The following is a 16,917-nucleotide window of genomic DNA, read 5'->3' as shown; positions in this document are numbered from 1 at the left end:
AAAAGAATAAGGCTATTTATCGGGCCGCGCCGGCCCGAAATCCACGCGGGGGTGCTGACATGCGCGCGCACAAACTCACAGCTTTGGCTCTGGCCTTCTTTCTCCTTTTCCCGCTCTTCTCCCCACCCCCGGTCCGGGCCGCGGGGCCAGAGATTACCGGCATAACAGCACAAGATGGCTACCTCTCTGCGGCGGGCGGAACGATCGTAACTATTTCCGGTAGCGGCTTTGCCCAAGAAGTGACGGTGACTTTCGGCGGCCGGCCTGCAGAAAAAATTATCCAGGTTTCAACGGACGGTAAGAGCATTGAAGCAGTGGCTCCTTACGGAGACGTTGGTGCGACCACCCTCAAGGTGACGAACCCGGATGGCCAGGCTGCCACGTACACCGTGTATTACCGGAAGAGCGCACCATCGATAAAGAGCGTATCCCCCGCCTATGGCCATGTCAAGGGCGGGACCGTGATAACCATTACCGGCTCAGAGTTCGACAACCGTCGCGACGCTCAGGGCAATTACCTTGTCACCGTTCAGGTTGGGAATGCCAACGCCCGCGTGACCGACGTTGCCCACGGTGCGGACGGCACCCACGTTATTACTGCGGTTACCTCCGCCGGTTCCGCCGGGCTGCAGCCGGTGAAGGTCATCAACCCCGATGGAGGATCATACCAGTTCTACTCTACCGACGTTTCTAAGCCAGAGGGTTTTGAGTACGTCGAGGCCCCGTATGTCACCAGCATTACGCCTAACTACGGTCCGACCTCCGGCGGCACCGAAGTGGAAATCCGCGGCCAGGGATTCTTTCTCCTCTTGCCTAGTAACCCAGACCTTGACCAAGGTCAAACATATGTTTCCCTCGGAGGGAAGAAGCTTACCAGGGCAGATACAGGTCCCCTCAATGCTGGCTACTACCAGGTGCTAGATGATAATCTGATCAAGGCGAAAACGCCGGGAGGCGTGGGCGCTGCCGATCTGGTGATAAGTTACACCAACACCAAGGCGCAAACCGTGGAATCCAGATTACCCGGCGGGTTTGTCTACACCAGCGAACCTGTCACCCCCACTATCGCTTCCATTTCGCCTAACGCCGGTTCTACAGCCGGGGGGTACGTGGTGACCATTACGGGAACCAACTTCATCAGCGGGGCCAGGGTGTTTTTTGGCGCTCAGGAAGCGAAAAACGTTGCCGTTAAGAACGGTCAGGAGATCGAAGTCATTGCCCCGCCTGCGCCCGGCGGGTTGGACGGTTGGCAGGACGTCAAGGTGGCCAACCCCGAGCCAAACGGGTATGCGGTGCGGCAGCAGGGCTTCTTGTATCAAAAGCCGGAGAAAGCCCTCGTTATAACGGGTGTGTCGCCTGCCCAGGGGCCCATGGGTGAGCGAACCACCGTAGTGCTTCAAGGCATCAACTTTCCTACGGCCGACGACGGCACGGTCAAGGTATACTTCGGCGGCAAGGAGCTTGAGGGAACGGGCGTAATTCAGAGCGACGCCAGCACCATGACGGTCACCACACCCATCTTCGCTTCGGACGAAGACCAAGTGTCGGTTACGGTGTCCCTTCTGGTTTATCGGCCCATCGACGGCAACTGGGTTACGGAAGTGGCGGAACTGCCGAGCGGCTTTACCTTCTACAAGCCCGTCCCCGTTCCCGAATTCGCCGACCAGCTGAACGGTGCAGCAGTTCTCCCTATCCATAATGTAGAGACGCTGAGCCCCGAGGGGCCGGTGGCGGGCGGTTCTACCGTGGTCATTTATGCGCGGCGCCTGACCAAGGATGTAAAGGTTTACTTCGGCCCCGAGCCGACCGACCAGTACCTGGCCGCCCGGCAGGATATGCGCGTGGCCGACGCAGTTTACAGCAGTGACCCTGTCTTCGAGCTTACGGTCACGGCGCCACCTGCCCCCGGCAACGTTCCCGGTTCGGTTCCCGTCTGGCTGGTGAACCCGGCACCGGCAGGGCAGAGGCCCGGCATCGCCCAAAAAGAAGGCGGGTTTATCTACCGGGGGAACAACCTGTACCTCTCCAGCGTTCGGCCGGCGGAGGGACCGACCGCCGGCGGAACTAAAGTTGAAATCATCGGGGAGAATTTCAACTGGATAAATAAACCCGAAAGCGAGCTGACCGAGGCAGAAAAGCAGCTCAGGCTGGAGAAAACGCACATCTACTTCGGCAGCGAAGAAGCCACCGAGGGTAAAGACATCATCCCGGTGGAAAACGGGCTGGACATAATCCGCGTGATCCTGCCGGCGAATACCGAAGGCGTAAAAGACGTAACCGTACGCAACCCCTTCGGCGAGCGCAAACTTTTGCGGGCGTTTACTTATTACACCATCAAGAGCCGGCCGACGATTCGGGCGGTTGAGCCGGCCTTTGGCGACGGCCGCGGGGGGACAAGTTTAACCATCACCGGCCTGGGGTTCGAAGAGGGAGCAACGGTCCTAGTGGGCGGCAGGCCGGCTACCAACGTTAAGCTTACGGTTACCGGTGAGGTTTATGAAAACCAAACGGTGGTCCAGCTCACCTGCCTCACTCCCTCCGGCGACCCCGGGCCGGCGCGGATCACGGTGACGAATAAAGACGGCGGCAGTACCTTTGTCGATGGGAAGTTTACGTACATCAGCGTCCCGAAGATTACTTCCGTCACTCCGGCGGCAGGGACTATTGATGGCGGCACCTGGGTGACGATTAAGGGCACGGGGTTCCTGCAGGAAGAGAGAGAAAACGGCGGCCAACCGGAACTCGTTGGTCCCACGGTGTATTTCGGCAGCCGGGCTGCCGGACGCGTTGTTTTCATCTCGCCCACGGAAGTGGCGGCCAAAACGCCGCCGGCTGCGAAAGGAGCCGGACCGGTGGACGTAACCCTCGTGAACCCGGACGCCGGGCGGGACGGCAGCCCGGACAGCGGCCGGGTGACGCTTCCGGGCGGGTTCACCTACCGCGTACCGGCAACAGCGCCTACCGTTCTGGCCATCGATCCGGAGCGAGGGACCACAGCGGGAGGTACCGTCGTGACCATCACCGGGTCGGACTTCCGCCAAGGGGCCGCAGTGTACTTCGGCTACAAACCGGCAAGCAAAGTCACGTGGCGGGATTACGGCAAGCTCGAGGCGACAACCCCGCCCGGGGAAAAAGGCAGTGTCGACGTGACGGTGATCAACCCGGATTACGGGCAGGCCCAAAAAGAGGGTGGCTTCACGTACGTCGCCCCTGGTTCCCTCCCGGAGATCCACTCGGTTTTCCCGCTGGAAGGGAGCCTCGCCGGCGGTACGTTGGTGACCGTTAAAGGCGTGGATTTCCGCGTGCGCCTTAGCGAAGGTGGCGAAGTCGAGTATCCCAAGGTGCTTTTCGGCAATCAGCCTGCTGAGGTGCAGTCTCTTACCGACAGCCGAGGTAAGCCGGTCGAGGACGCCGATGAGTACGGGACCACCCTCAAAGTTCTCACCCCGCCGGCGGACCAAGAGGGACCGGTGGACGTTACCGTCATCAATCCCGATGCGGCGCAGGTGACCCTGGCCGGTGCCTTTACCTACCGCCGCACCAGCACGCGCCCGCAAATCGGCGGCCTTTCCCCCAGCCGGGGACAGGCCGGCGGGGGTACGCCGGTGCTGCTGACCGGGAGCGATTTCGCCCAGGGGGCCAAGGTGTACTTTGACGGCAACCCGGCGCAAAAGGTCACCTGGCTGAGCAGCACAGCGCTCGTTGCCATAACGCCCGCCGGTCCGGCCGACCGCACGGTGGATGTGACCGTGCTTAATCCAGACGGTGCGAGTTACACCATGGAGCAAGGGTTCACCTATATTCCCGACCCCCTCCTTCAGCCGAGCATCACGGCCGTAATTCCGAACCAGGGACCGGTGACCGGCGGCACGAAGGTGGACATCTGGGGCACGAATTTCCAGGAAGGGCTGACTGTGCTTTTCGGAGGACAGACTGTGCCGGTGGAAGTGTATGGGCCGGGCCCTGCCGGCTCCGCGTACGTGCGCGTGACGGCGCCGGCGGTGGAAAAGGCCGGTCCGGTGGACATCTCCGTGATCAACCCGGACGGTGGGACCGCCACGGCGCCGGGCGCCTTTACCTACACGGCGGAGACGGCGGCGATCACTCTGGACGGCATCGCCCCTACCAAGGGCCCGCGCAGCGGGAACATCCCGGCCCAGCTCACAGGTTCCGGCTTCCTCCAGGGAGCGAAGGTGTTCCTGGGCGGCACGGAGGCACAGGGTGCCCAGGTGGTCGATGGCTCCACCATCACCTTCACGGTGCCGCCGGCGCCTCCCGGCCAGGGCGATCTTACCGTAGACGTGGTGGTGGTGAACCCGGATGGAGCGAGCGATCGATTGGCAGGGGGATTTACTTATACGACACCGACGAGCCGGCCTAAGCTCACGGCGGTGGCACCCAACACCGGCCGCAGCCAGGGCGGTACGCCGGTGACCATCCAGGGTGGTGGGTTTGAGCAGACCCCGGCCGTGTTCTTCGGCGGCCGCCTGGCCGATAACACAGCCTGGGTAAGCGATACCGAGCTCACCGGCCGCACGCCGCCCGGCGCCGCCGGCGCGGTGACGGTGACGGTGGTGAACCCGGACGGCGCCGTGGCCAGCCTGCGCCAGGCCTTTACTTACGAGGATAAGCCTGGTCCGAAGATCACGGCGCTTAACCCGACCAGCGGCCCCTCCGCCGGCGGTACAGAGGTGACCATCACCGGAAGCAACTTTGACCTCGGAATCCGCGTCGACTTCGGCGACGTCCCGGCGACAAACGTGACGCGTGTGAGCGACACTGAACTAACTGCCATAACCCCCGAACACGATCTGGGTGCGGTGGACGTCACCGTGACCAACCCGGACGGTTCCACCTTCACCCTGCCGGACGCCTTCAGCTTCACCGGGCCGCCCAAGCCGCCTACAGGCCTTACGGCGCGCGCCTTAAGTGCCAACACCATCGAGCTTAGCTGGACGGCGCCCGCGGGGGCTCTCACCTACGAGATTTACATGGGCCAGGATAGAGATGACCTAACCTTCTTCGGCACCAGCGAGGGGAAGGCGTACGGCGCCCCGGCCGACCAGCCGGAGATACGCTACTTCTACGCCGAAGGCCTGGAGCCCGATACCCGCTACTACTTTGCCGTGCGCGCGGTGAACGCGGAAGGGGTCTCCGGCGAGACCATGACCGCCAGCGCCCGCACCAAGGATGAGGACTACAGCGAGCCCGGCGCCAAACCGGAGCTACCGGAGTACCAGGTCACCCCGGCCGGGGGTGCAGGCGGCACGGCCGTGAGCATCGCGCCCGGTACGCTCGGCGGCTCGCGCTATACCATCGACCTCGACAAACCGGAGTACGCGCGCGAGCGCCGCTTCAGCCTGGTGCTGCCCGCGGCGGACCTGAGCGGGCGCACCACGGTTAACCTCACCACGCCGCGCCTTGCCCTGAGCTTCCCCGTGCGCGCCCTTTATACCTCACCTGTGCGCGACCTCAGCCGCAGCGAAGAAAAGCAAGCGGCGGTTACCCTCACCATTGAAGAAGCCCAGGGGGCGGAGGCCGCAGCCCTTCTGCGCGAGCTCCCTGCGGGTCTGGTCCCTGCCTCCCCGCTTTACCGCTTGAGCACCGGCCTCAGCGTGGGGCACCGGCAGGTGGAGCTGCCGTATCTGGCGGAAAGCGTGAGCCTCAAGGCCAAGCTCGATCCCGCCTACTACGCCGGCGCGCCCACCCTCTACCGCTACGATCCCGACCGCGACGCCTGGGTGAACGCCGGCGCCTACCTGAGCGCCTGGAGCGGGGAGACGGTTCTCGACCGGCCCGGCTTCTACGTGATTTTGGCCCGGCACCGCTGAGGAGGCTAGACTATGCTGCATGCTCCTTACTGCAATAAACCGCGCCCTTACACTGCGCACCGGCCCGCAGCCGGCCGGGCGGCCGCGCGCGCAGCGGCCCTAACATTGACCCTGCTCCTCCTGCTGCCGGCAGGCACAGTGCCCCTCAAGGCCCAGGCGCCGGGGGGCAACTTCGGCGTTTACCTCACCGGACGGGAACGGGCGGTGGAATTCCTGCAGGCGCTGCGCTTCCGCGACCTGCCTGCCGGGCCGGCCGCCGTGCCGCTGCTTCGCCTGGCGGCCCAGGGGGTGCTGCGCGGCGATGGCAGCGGGGACATCCGGCCGGACGCCGTCATCACCCGCCAGGAAGCCATCGTGGCCCTGGTCCGCCTGCTTGGCCTGGAAGGGGAGGTGGCCGGCGCGGTCCGGGGCACATCGAGTTCGGCGAGCGGCGGGGCTGGCGGGGCTGCCCCCTGGGCGCAGGGCTATGTGGCTGTGGCCGGTACGCACGGCATCACAGGAGGTTCAGCCGCCCAGGCGGTACCCGGTGCCGGCGGCCCGCAGCAGGCCTGGGACGCCCCGGCCACGCGCGAAGAGGTGGCCGCCTGGGCAGTACGGGCCCTGGGCCCGGCTGCAGCGGCCGCCGGTGGTGCCTCCGGACTCCTGGCTACTTATACCGATGGCGGTGAGGTGAGCCCGGAATTCAGGCCCTTGGTGGAACGAGCCTTGGAGCTGGGGCTGGTGGAGGGGCCGACTCCGCTGCGCCTGGCCCCGCACGGAGGTTTAACCCGGGCGGAACTTGCCGAGATCTTGGACGCGCTGGCACACCGGCTTCCTCCCGCCCCGGCGGCGACCTGGCAGCTGGGAACCATTACGGCCCAGCTCGCTGAAGACGAAGACCTGGGCGGGCGGCCCGTCCGTTCCACCCTCTTGGAAATCACCGGTCCCGGCGGCAGTACGTCTACCCTGAAACTCACGGTCACCCCGGCCGGCACGCCCCTCAAAGACACGGTGGTCCTCCGGAGCGGCCGCCTGGCCCTGGGCGACAGCCTGCGCGTCGGTGAGACGATTCGTTACCTGGTCACGGGCGACGGGGTGGTGCCCTTCGCCGAGGTGCTGCCCGACGCTGTGGTTACCTTGACGGGTACGCTGGAGGAGATTGAACCCGGTGCCGGGACGCTGCGGCTGCGCGATGCAGCCGGGCAGAGCCGTTCTCTGGCGCTTTTGTCCTATACCGCCGTCAGCATAGCCGGCCGGCCGGCCACGCCCGCGGACCTGGCGGCGGGTGAAACAGTCACGGTGAGGGCGGCGGCGGGCACCGCCTGGGAGGTGGCCGCGGCAGGCAGCACGCCCGGCACCTCCACAGAGCCGGCGGGCGCGGTGGTGAGCGGCCGGGTTCGTTACCGCGATGCCGAGCACTTGGCCCTTACCCTGCAAAATGGAGAAGAAGTGGAGTATGAGCTCAGCGCCGCCACTCAAGTGCTCGCTGGTGGCCGCACGGCCGACCTGGACGCGGTGCAGCCGGGCGACCGGGTGGAGGTCCGGCTCGGTGGGGCGGATGGTACCTGGGTGGAACGCCTTACCGTCGCCGGGGCCGCCGGCCGGGTGGCGGGGCTCTACCGGGGCCGGCTCGGCTCTTTCGCGCCGCGGGGCGGCGAGGTCATCCTTACGGAGCCCGAGCGCCTGGAGGGCGGCACCTGGCAGCCTGCCGGGAGCGCCGCTCTGCGCCTGCCCCTTTCCCCTGCCGCCACCCTCTGGCTGGGTGGTCGGGAGGTGGACCTGGCCACCGCCGCCCGCTACAGCGGCCACGATGCCTATGCCGCCGTAAACACCGGTTTCGGGCGGCCCGAGGCCCTGCAGCTGGTGATCAAAACCGGACAGGAGAAGGCCTACGAAGGCCGGGTGGAAGAGGTGAACCCGGCCTTGGGTGAGGTGAAGCTCTCTTCGGGAACAATCGCCCTCAGCCCCGGCGCCATCGTCCTCAAAGCCGGGCGCCTTACCGATGCTTATGCTCTGGCGGAAGACGACAGCATACAGGCCCTGGTGAGCAAGGAAGCCGCCGGCAGCCTGGGGCTGGTGGTGCAGGTGCTCGGCCGGGCGGAGGCCCTGCCCGGTGCGCTCACCGTGTACAAGGGGCAGGTGGACGAGGTGGGCCAGGACGCCTGGACGCTCGACCACTACTACACGCTCAGCGAGAACGAGTGGGACTACCACGGCCGCCGGGCCAGCGACGACCTGGGGCTCAGCCGGGATACGCTCATTTTGAGCCTCCTCGGAGCTGCGCCGGAGGTTCTCACCCCGGCCGAGTTCCGCCAGGGGTACTTCCGGAAGCAGTACGGCAATGTGCTGGCCCTGGCGGTGACCGAGGGCGATGAGACCCTGGGCCTGGCCCTATGGCCCGAGGAAGATCTGGGAGGCGAGCGGCTTTCGGCCGGGCGCGTGGCCGGCGTTGCTGAAAGCGGCAGCGGCGCCATCCTCACCCTGGCAGAGGCGCGCGACTTCAGCCCCGCCAAGAACGCCTGGCAGACGGCCACCTCGCCCCAGCGGCTCAGCCTCACCGGGGCCCTGGTGATCAAGGACGGCCGTGCGCAAACGTGGGAAGGCCTGGCGGTCGGCGATACGGTGGACGTCCTTCGCCGCGGGCAGCAGGGACTTCTCATCCTGGTGAAGGAGTGATGGCGGTGCGGAGGCAGCTTGGCACCTTTCTGACCGTCTTTCTGGTATGCGCGGCGCTTCTTTCTCCCGGGGCGTCGGCCGCTCCCAGCCCGGCCGGCCTGGAGGGCGGCATCAGCGGCGACCTGGGTATAAACGGCAGCGCCACTTACCAGGAAGTGGTCTTGGTCACCGGCGAGCCGCTGGTGGTGAGCGGCACCGTCATGAAGCGACAAGGGCGGGCACGCGGGAACACAGTGGAGGACACCTATACCTACCGCCTGGAAAACAAGGCCGCCGGCCTGGTGCTCACCCGCCAGCTCACCTTGGCCACCACCTGGAAAGAAGAAGGCAAGCAGGTTACGGCCCAAACCCAGGCCGTGCGCATGCGCGAAACCATTACCGTCGGCCGCACCCGCTATACCCTGGACGAAGGCAGCTCGGTGTGGAACCGTTCCACCGTAACAGTGAATGAGCCCGCCGTTTCCTACTTCGCCGGGAACGTGGAAGGGCGCCGCGTCTATACCATCAACCAGAACGAAGGCACGGTTACCGTGACGCTGTCCGGCGACATCACCGGGTACGACCAGCCCTGGGGGCGGACCGAGGTTCAGGCCATGTACGGCACGGTTACCTCCGACCGCACCTGGACCACCCAAGAGCAGACCACCGACGACCAGGGACGGCCGGTGCGGCGCACGGTGGAGCACCATAGTTCCTGGGACGGCACCTTCACCAGCCAGGTTTCGCGCACGGGCAAGTTCGACCTGAAGTATGTCCCCAATGAGCCGCGCGAAATCAGCTTTGCCGGCGGGTACCTGGAAACCGAAACGCAGGAAGGGATACTTCGGGTGAGTTACGACCTGCCCCGCCTGGACAGTGCGGGCGAGGTTTCCGGCAGCCGGCGCAACCGCGGCGAAAAGACGCTCAACCTCACCGGTACACCCAGCACGCGGCGCCTGCCGGTGCCGGAGTATGTGGACGTGGGCGGGCGCTGGTCGGCGGCCGACATCACCCTTTTGGGAAGCCTCGCCGCCTGGGACTGGCAGGATAAGTATTTTCACCCTACAGCGCCCGTGACGCGGCGGGAGTTTGCCCTGGCCCTGGCGCACGCCCTGCGCCTTCAGCCACCCGCCCCGCCACCCACCGGCCGCCTGCCCTTCGGACAGGCGCCGCCGCCACCTGTGAGCCCCTACCGCGACCTGGCCGCCACCGACCCCGCCTGGCCCTATCTCAAAGAGGTGAGCGACCGCGGCATCATGACGGGTGTAGCGCCGGGGTACTTCGGCGCCAAGGCGAATCTTACGCGTGCGCAGGCCGTCACCGCCTTTATCCGCGCCCTCGGCTTTGAAAATTTGAGCCCGGCTGCCGCGAGCACAGGCTTTGCCGACGACCGCGAGATCCCGACTTGGGCGCGGGGAAGCTTCGCTGTGGCCCGCGAGATCGGGCTGGTGAGCGGCGACAGCTTCGGCCGCGCCCGCCCCAACGCCTACCTTACGCGCGAAGAGGCGGCCGGCATGTTGGCCCGCCTTATCACCTACCTGCGCCAAGACATACTACGCGACTACCGTGACCGGATCTTTCTCTTTCACTAAGTGCTAATGGGACACGCCGGCCGCTTCCGCCCTTTCCTGGGCCAAGTCCCTGGCAAAAAGCGCTGCTCCGTACGCCCCCATGAACTGAGAGAGTGGGGGCACGACTATTTTTTGCCCGATGAGCTGCTCCAGCGATTTTCTAACCCCGGCGTTCAGGCTTACCCCGCCGGTAAAAACGACGGCCGGGACCACGCCCGCCCGGCGCGCCATACCGGCGATGCGCGCGGCCACGGCTTCGCACAGCCCGCGAATAATGACCGGCCGCGGTGTGCCGGCGGCGACCAGGCCGATCACCTCTGACTCCGCAAAAACAGTACACGTGCTGGAAACCTTGGCGGCCGCTTTGGCCCTGAGCCACTCGCCGCCGAAACTCATAAGGTCAATCTCGAGCCGATTGGCCATAACCTCGAGGAAACGTCCCGTGCCGGCCGCGCACTTGTCGTTCATGACGAAGTCGAGCAGCAGTCCCGCGTCGTCGAGGCGGATCACCTTGGAGTCCTGTCCGCCGATGTCGATCACGGTCCGGGCCTCCGGTACCAGGGCGTGAGCGCCTCGAGCATGGCAGGTGATCTCTGTGAGCGTCCGGTCGGCTTGGGACAAGCGTTCGCGCCCATAGCCGGTGGCCACCACGGCTTTTACGTCGGCGGCCGGAGCCCCGGCCCGGGCCAAAGCCGCTTCCAGGCAGCGCGCAGCCGCGCGCTGAGGGTCTGCACCTGTGGCGGCAGTGTAGGCGGCACAAACCCGCCCGTCGGCAAGGAGCACCACTTTGGTGGCGGTTGAACCGGAGTCAATGCCGGCTACCAGCATGATCATGCACCTCGTTTTGCCGTGTGATTGCCTCAATTCGTCGACCCGGCGGCAGCGTATTTCGGGCTTCAAGCAACTCAACGAAAGCTGCAATGCGGGTGAGCTGCTGGGCCGCTCCAGAACTGCGCCCGTCTACGCCGTCGCCCGCCAGCTCCAAAAAAGGAATACCGCGCGCCCGCAAAAAGTCGGCCAAGAAGCGACCGCCGCCATTAGACTGCCGGCAGCCCCATTGGTTAAACTGGACTACCCCGTCTATTCCATACTCCTGGACCAGGGACCAGACGGTTGCCAGCCTCCGCTCGATCGGTCCCCAGCCGAAGTGGGCCACGAGCTTGGCGGCTAAGCTTTCCGCCCAGGCTTCGGGGGTGTGCGCCGGCCAGTAGAGGTGACTGTATTCTTCGAAGGCTGTGGAGGTGTTGCACTCCTTTTCCAGGTAGGTGAAAATCGGGGTGGCGTAGTAGGGGCGAAGATTGAGCCAGAGCAGGCGGTGGCGCTCTTGGGGGACCGGAAAGGCGCGGCGGCGGATGGCTTCCTCCAAGTGGCACCTGAGCTGGGCGTAAAACTCAGGCAGCCAGCTGCTTCCCCAGCCCGAAAGGAAAACCGCCACGTAGTTCAAAGCCTCGCTCCCAGCCCAGGGTGCGGGCCGCTCGCGCCTGAGCCGGCAGACGGCCAGATACTCGGTGCGGGCGCGGTTGGCGGCTGCGAGTGCCCCCGGCAGGCCGGCGAGGGAGAGCCCGGGCACCTTCAGCACCAGATCTCGGGCTGTGCGCTCAATCTGGTGGGCGAGCCAGGCCGCTCCGTCCGGCGTCGCGGCATAGGGGACATCGAGAACGTAGAATGGGCAGCCGAACGAACGGCTGTGGCGGTAGAGTGAGCGCCGGCCGCCGTCGCAGAGGTGCGACGAAACAATGACGGCCGCCGGCTTTGGTAGAAGCTCGAGGTTTTCCAGCCCCAAGCTGCAGCGGTGAAAGCTGCACAGGTCTTGAGAGTAACCGGCCGCCTCGGAAGCGGTTACCGCCGGCGCACCGAACCCGGCCGCCGCGGCGAAACCGCTCCACACTTCAGGCAGAACGGGGATGGCGCCGAGCCCGTAGATGAGCTCCGTTGGTACGAAGGCACTGGCAAAGATTACGGGCTTCTCCCCGGAATAAGCGGCATGGAGTTCCGCAAGGATACCCTGGACCGCCGCTTCCTGGTAGGGCCGGAGCCGACGCCCGAGCGGCCTGAGGGCCAGGCGGGCCAGGAAATACGTCAGGTTATTTGTGAGGAACATGCGAGCGAGCTGCAGACCGCGTACGTTGCCTCCGGGAGAGAGGGGGCCGGATCTTATTGTTCCTTTCTTCTCTTTCATGCCCGTCACTCCTCTTTTGCCTCGAGCGCGCCTTGGGCCCTTCTCCTTTCCTCCAGCAGTTCCCGGAAAGCGGCGAGCCGGGTGCGCGTTTGGGCGGTGAGCCCGGCGCCATATTCGCCTTCCAAGAGAAGGAAAGGCAGGCCATACTCAGAGAGCCGGTCCTTGACATCCACGCTTTCATAGTACCCGTGATCGCAGAATTTTGGTACGAAGTAAACCACACCGTCGACCTTGGCCGCCTTCCCCTCTGTAAAGAGGAGCGCGTCCAGCCAGCGGCGGCGGGCCTCGCGAACAAGCAGGCGCGGGCAGGGAGGCTTTCTGAGGTAGGCTGCAGCCAAGCGGGAAAAGATATCCCCCTCTGCTTCCGGGAGCATCACCTTTAGGCTTCGCCAACCCAGGCAGGAGTCCACGGCGGCAATGCTGAACCCAGTGGCCTCGATTGCCGCCGGTACTGTAGCATCGAGCAGGAAGCTCCCCGTAAGGAGCACCGCCGGCCCCCGCAGCGCCGCCGGCGCGGTTCTCTGGCGTAGGACGGCCTCGACTGCCTGCAGCCGGTGGGGCCGGCTGGGGCCCGGGAGCGCGAGCGCCTCGTTCAGCGCGAGGCAGAGCTCTACCCACTCAGTGACAGTAGCGCACGCCCGAAGCGGCTTCTCGCCGCTGCCGGAGCTGTTCGGAACAGGTTCGGCTGTTGGATAGGCTGTAAGGAGGGCGCGGCGCAGAAAGTTCAGCTCCTCAGCCGCTTGCCGAAGCCGCTCGGGCCATTCCTTTTCCGGCGGAGCGCCGGGGTAGCCGGCCGCCAGCTCACGGGCAAAAGAGCGGAGCACACCGGCGTAGTAGGAAACGGCATCCTGATCCTGGGTCCGGGGTACGTCCAGGTAATAGCTGCGAATGCCTGGAGCGTAGTGCCGCAGCGCGTCATAAACCCGCCGCATTGCATCGCAGGAGCCGGCCACGGCCACGCCTAGATGCGCGCGAGACGCCTCATCGGCCGAGACCTGGCTCAGCACGCCGCGCGCGTAGGGACAAAAATCCCGGGGTAGATAGGGATCGGCCTGGGGGCCGGCGGGCTTAGCGATCAACCTTCGCGCCGGTATGCCCAGGGCCAACGGGATTTCCAAAGGAATGTAGCTGCACGTGGTTAAGAGCAAAGCTATGCCCCCTGTCTTTCGGGTGCTAACGGCCGGGGATGGTGCCTGGAAGGCGTAGCTGGTGGGTCGAGGTAAAAAAGAGGCGGTAGCCCAGGAGGGCCACCAGCATACTGGTGATCCCGACCGAGGCGCTCAACATGAACTGCACCAGGATCTGGTACTTAACCGCTTCCACCGGGCTGGCGCCGGCGATGATCTGACCGGTCATCATGCCCGGCAGCTGCACCAGGCCTACCGTCTTCATGGAATCCACGGTGGGGATCATGCCGGCCTTGACCGCCGCTTTGAGGGCGGGCTCTGCCGCCTGGCGGGAGGTGCCGCCTAGGGCTAGGGCGGCCAGGATGCCGGGCCGTTGGGCCGCCACCTCCGCCCGCAGCCGGTTGAGAGTGAGGCCGGAGGCGACCATGGCGTTGCCGATTACCATGCCGCTGATGGGGATTACATACTGCGGTGTGAACGGAATGATCCCGAGCCCTACCAGCATCCCCAAGGTTACGGCTTCGGCCACGGCAATGGCCAGCGTCGCCAGGCGGAAGGCGCCGGGCAGCCCCTCGCCGCGCCGGGCGGCGTTCTGGCCTGCCACGAGCACCATCACTGCCAGCATGGGCGTGACGTACTGCCAGCCGGCCGGCTCGAAGATAAACTTCAGCACGTAACCCACCGCAGTCAGCTGGATAAAGGCCCGCACCGTACCCACCAGGAGGTCCTTCTCCAGCTTCAGGTGCTGCCAGAGGGAGATGAACATGGCGAGACCGACGAAGGAGAGGGATAAGGTAAGGGATAAGTAGGACATCAGTGCACCTCCCCGCTGTTTTCCGCAAGGCGTCCCGCCAGGAAGGCCCGCCCGGTTTCCGTCTGGGGCGACAAGAAAAAGTCTGCCGTGGCGCCTTCCTCCACTTTGCACCCGCCGACGATGAGGACCACCCGGTCGCTCACGCGCCGCGCCTGCTCCAGGTCGTGGGTGACCCAAAGGGCTGTCAGCCCGCGCTGCCGGCAGATCCGGGCGATGAGTTCCTCTACCTGGTGGGCGGCCGTCTTGTCCAGCGCGGCGGTCGGCTCGTCGAGGAGCAGTACCTCCGGGCCGTTAGCCAGGGCGCGGGCCAGGGCGACCCGCTGTTCCTCGCCGCCGGACAGGTTCTGTGCGTCGCGCGCGGCGAACTCCGGCGGCAGACCGACTTCTTTTAGATACTCTTCTGCCGCCTGCGCGGGTTTTTCGCCCCGCAGCGCCGGACCATAGGTGATGTTGGCTGCCACCGTGCCCGGGAACAGGGAGGGGCGCTGAAACACCATCCCTACCCGGCGCCGGAGGACAAGCACGTCCAGGGCACGGATGTCCACTCCATCCAGGCGGATGCTGCCGCCGGTTGGGTCTTCCAGGCGGTTGAGCAGGCTGAGCAGAGTGCTCTTGCCGGCACCAGAAGGCCCGATCAGCGCCAGGATGCTGCCTGCCGGTACGGCAAAGGAGATGTTCTCAAGCAGCGCCTGTCCACCCACCTCTTTACTCACCTGTTCCAAGACCAGTTTATCTGTCATACGGTTTCTCCTTCCTGATCCTCGTTCCCCGGACCTGAACCCTGCTCTTCAAGGTCAGGTCGTGCGCCGTCGGAGGAGGGCGGTACTAAAGCGGTCCCCTTTTGTGCAGGTTCTTTCAGGTGGCCCGGAAAGAGCTCCGCAACCAGTTCCCGTACCCGGGCGCGGGAAGCGGCCAGCGCTTCGCGGCCGCGGGGCGTCAGCCGGTAGTACTTGCGCACGCGCCCTTCTACCAAACAGCTTTCCTGCACCAGGTAACCGGCGGCGGCCAGCTGGTGCAGGGTGGGGTAGAGCGTGCCCGGGCTGACGCTGTAGCTGTGCCGGGAGAGCACCTCCATCAGCTGAATGCCGTACACCGGCCCCTGCCCGGCGTGAAAGAGGATGTGCAGCTTGATAAAACCGGAGAGCAGATCGCGTTCGAGGTCGATAATTATCGCCTCCCGATATCGAATATGGATATAATACCACAGGCCGGTCGGGGATACAAGCGCTTTTCAGGGATCCAAGCTGATCCCTTTCATACCTTTGCACCAACGCAAAAAAGGCCAACCTCAGGTCCCTTTCCCGCGCGGCCGCGCGCCGCCCTACCTTGACGGCAGGTGGGCGCCGTGCTAAAATAAATAAGCGGATTCCGGGTATATGCGGGCGGATAGCTCAGCGGGAGAGCACCTGCCTTACAAGCAGGGGGTCACAGGTTCGATCCCTGTTCCGCCCACCAGTATTCTCAAAGGTTTTGGGACCCAGGTTTATTGTAGTAGCCAGTTTTACTGCAACGATTTAAGCAGTAGCTTCATATGGTGGTTAGTCGAATAAAAACCCGCAGGAAACCAGTACTTTCCTGCGGGTTGCTGTACGGTTGTCTTCCTCTCGGCTCAGCGCTGAGGGGAAGTCTTTTTCTTGCGGTTCTTCCCGGCGGAGTGCGGGGGTTTACTTGACTTCGGGAGGAGGTCGTTCAGGACCTGCACCGCCTGGGTTTCGCTCTCCTGGGCCACGTGGGAGTACGTATCGGCGGTTACCTGATAGCTCGCGTGCCCGAGAAGCACCTGGGCGGTTTTCATTGGCACGTCGCGTTCAATCAAGCGTGTGGCATAGGTAAGCCGCAGCGCATGCAGGTTTATCTTGGCTGACAGCTTGGCCTTATCCCTGATGCGGTAGAAAGTTCGGTTGAAGTTGCAGGGCTCTATCGGCGCGCCGAACTCCGTGGTGCACCTGCAGCGGGTCCCGTGGGGAGATAAAAAAGATGCGCGGCTTCCGGCGGCGTAACATAGTCCGCATTGAGTTTCAGCCCGGTGCGCTCTGCAGTTGCAGCGCCCGCAAGCACCGGGTAGGCCAGATGGCTTCACGCGCTTGGCCACCAGCGAGTTATCCGCGTCGAGCGCGCGGAAAGCTGTGCAGAGCGCCCGCAGGATAGTGCGGCGTCGGCCGGCGTGCGGAGTCTCGACGGCCACCCGCACTGTGAGATCGAACGCATCCGTGCCCTTTCTGCAGCGTGGCCTGGGATAGGCCGCCTTCCTGCAGTACCCTGGGCTCGGTATAGTCTTCAACAGGTTCCGGCTCGGTTGGTTCGCCCGTGATAAACTTTTGTCCTGGGTGCATTATCCCTCAAGATTTGCTATAATCTTTCTTGGACAGGTTCCTTTCTGTCGGAACCTGCCGATGCGCGGGGAGAAAAGGCACCTCCTCTTTACCGAGGGGCATGCGGCCCGGGGAGAACCCGGGAGAGGAGGTGCCGCGGTGGAAGTACACATCGGACCGCTGGACATCGTCATTGCGCCGCTGGTGGCCCTCGTGCTGCTGCGGTACATTCTGGCCAACATCCGCAAGAAAAAATAGAGCCTACTTGATTAAGTAGGCAAAGCCCTTAACTCCCCCGGGTCACAATGCCCTCCGGAGCAGGAAGCTTTCGCGGAGCTTCCTGCTCCTATTATAACCTAAATGTGCCTAGTGGGCAACTTAATTTGGGGGGCAGGTGAAAAAAGGTGAGGACGCATCGCATGTGCCTCTGGAAACAGTGGAAACGGGTT

Annotated in this window: 10 protein-coding genes and 1 tRNA gene; 4 read left to right on the top strand and 7 right to left on the bottom strand. The window is 64.7% G+C overall.

Annotation, left to right across the window (positions count from 1 at the left end):
- Positions 1–59 precede the first annotated feature (59 nt).
- From K5554_RS00985 to K5554_RS00975, 3 genes are read left to right on the top strand one after another with little or no spacing between them, the layout of a single operon-like run.
- Entirely contained in the window at positions 60–5,831 is a 5,772-nt protein-coding gene (locus tag K5554_RS00985) for an IPT/TIG domain-containing protein (RefSeq protein ID WP_221039321.1), read from the top strand.
- Between the two features lie 12 nt (positions 5,832–5,843).
- A complete protein-coding gene (locus tag K5554_RS00980; protein WP_221039320.1) occupies positions 5,844–8,486 on the top strand; it encodes an S-layer homology domain-containing protein in 2,643 nt (880 codons plus the stop codon).
- Between the two features lie 5 nt (positions 8,487–8,491).
- Positions 8,492–10,057: an S-layer homology domain-containing protein gene (locus K5554_RS00975; protein WP_221039319.1), complete on the top strand. Its 1,566-nt coding sequence runs from the start codon at positions 8,492–8,494 to the stop codon at positions 10,055–10,057.
- A gap of 3 nt (positions 10,058–10,060) precedes the next feature.
- Here the strand turns inward: K5554_RS00975 and K5554_RS00970 are convergent, their stop codons facing one another.
- The 6 genes from K5554_RS00970 to K5554_RS00945 are packed head-to-tail and all read right to left on the bottom strand — an operon-like array spanning position 10,061 to position 15,276.
- Positions 10,061–10,864: an acyl-CoA dehydratase activase gene (locus K5554_RS00970; protein ID WP_221039318.1), complete on the bottom strand. Its 804-nt coding sequence runs from the start codon at positions 10,862–10,864 to the stop codon at positions 10,061–10,063.
- A complete protein-coding gene (locus tag K5554_RS00965) occupies positions 10,845–12,215 on the bottom strand; it encodes a 2-hydroxyacyl-CoA dehydratase subunit D (protein WP_221039317.1) in 1,371 nt (456 codons plus the stop codon). Before K5554_RS00965 ends, K5554_RS00970 begins: the two co-directional genes overlap by 20 nt.
- A gap of 5 nt (positions 12,216–12,220) precedes the next feature.
- Positions 12,221–13,363, bottom strand: coding sequence for a 2-hydroxyacyl-CoA dehydratase subunit D (locus tag K5554_RS00960; RefSeq protein ID WP_221039316.1), 1,143 nt, complete (start codon positions 13,361–13,363; stop codon positions 12,221–12,223).
- A 25-nt stretch (positions 13,364–13,388) separates the two neighbouring features.
- A complete protein-coding gene (gene fetB, locus K5554_RS00955) occupies positions 13,389–14,156 on the bottom strand; it encodes an iron export ABC transporter permease subunit FetB (RefSeq protein WP_221039315.1) in 768 nt (255 codons plus the stop codon).
- Positions 14,156–14,896: a phosphate ABC transporter ATP-binding protein gene (locus K5554_RS00950; protein ID WP_221039314.1), complete on the bottom strand. Its 741-nt coding sequence runs from the start codon at positions 14,894–14,896 to the stop codon at positions 14,156–14,158. Before K5554_RS00950 ends, fetB begins: the two co-directional genes overlap by 1 nt.
- On the bottom strand, positions 14,893–15,276 hold the full coding sequence (locus K5554_RS00945) for a PadR family transcriptional regulator (protein ID WP_255565556.1): 384 nt from the start codon (positions 15,274–15,276) through the stop codon (positions 14,893–14,895). The genes K5554_RS00950 and K5554_RS00945 overlap by 4 nt, the downstream gene beginning before the upstream one ends.
- 260 nt (positions 15,277–15,536) lie before the next feature.
- On the opposite strand from K5554_RS00945, the gene K5554_RS00940 reads away from it, so the two are divergent.
- Positions 15,537–15,611 (top strand) — tRNA-Val (locus tag K5554_RS00940).
- A gap of 154 nt (positions 15,612–15,765) precedes the next feature.
- On the opposite strand, the gene K5554_RS00935 is transcribed toward K5554_RS00940, so the two are convergent.
- Complete coding sequence (locus K5554_RS00935; protein WP_255565555.1) at positions 15,766–16,236, bottom strand: tyrosine-type recombinase/integrase; 471 nt, start codon at positions 16,234–16,236, stop codon at positions 15,766–15,768.
- Positions 16,237–16,917 lie beyond the last annotated feature (681 nt).

Source organism: Gelria sp. Kuro-4 (assembly GCF_019668485.1).
Classification (GTDB): domain Bacteria; phylum Bacillota; class DTU030; order DUMP01; family DUMP01; genus DUMP01.
This window is presented reverse-complemented; position numbering and strand designations above follow the sequence as displayed.

Bases quoted from the DNA above. Each gene is read 5' to 3' on its own strand.
- K5554_RS00985 (WP_221039321.1), top strand. From the start codon at position 60: ATGCGCGCGCACAAACTCACAGCTTTGGCTCTGGCCTTCTTTCTCCTT.
- K5554_RS00980 (WP_221039320.1), top strand. From the start codon at position 5,844: ATGCTGCATGCTCCTTACTGCAATAAACCGCGCCCTTACACTGCGCAC.
- K5554_RS00970 (WP_221039318.1), bottom strand. From the start codon at position 10,864: ATGCTGGTAGCCGGCATTGACTCCGGTTCAACCGCCACCAAAGTGGTG.
- K5554_RS00965 (WP_221039317.1), bottom strand. From the start codon at position 12,215: ATGAAAGAGAAGAAAGGAACAATAAGATCCGGCCCCCTCTCTCCCGGA.
- fetB (WP_221039315.1), bottom strand. From the start codon at position 14,156: ATGTCCTACTTATCCCTTACCTTATCCCTCTCCTTCGTCGGTCTCGCC.
- K5554_RS00950 (WP_221039314.1), bottom strand. From the start codon at position 14,896: ATGACAGATAAACTGGTCTTGGAACAGGTGAGTAAAGAGGTGGGTGGA.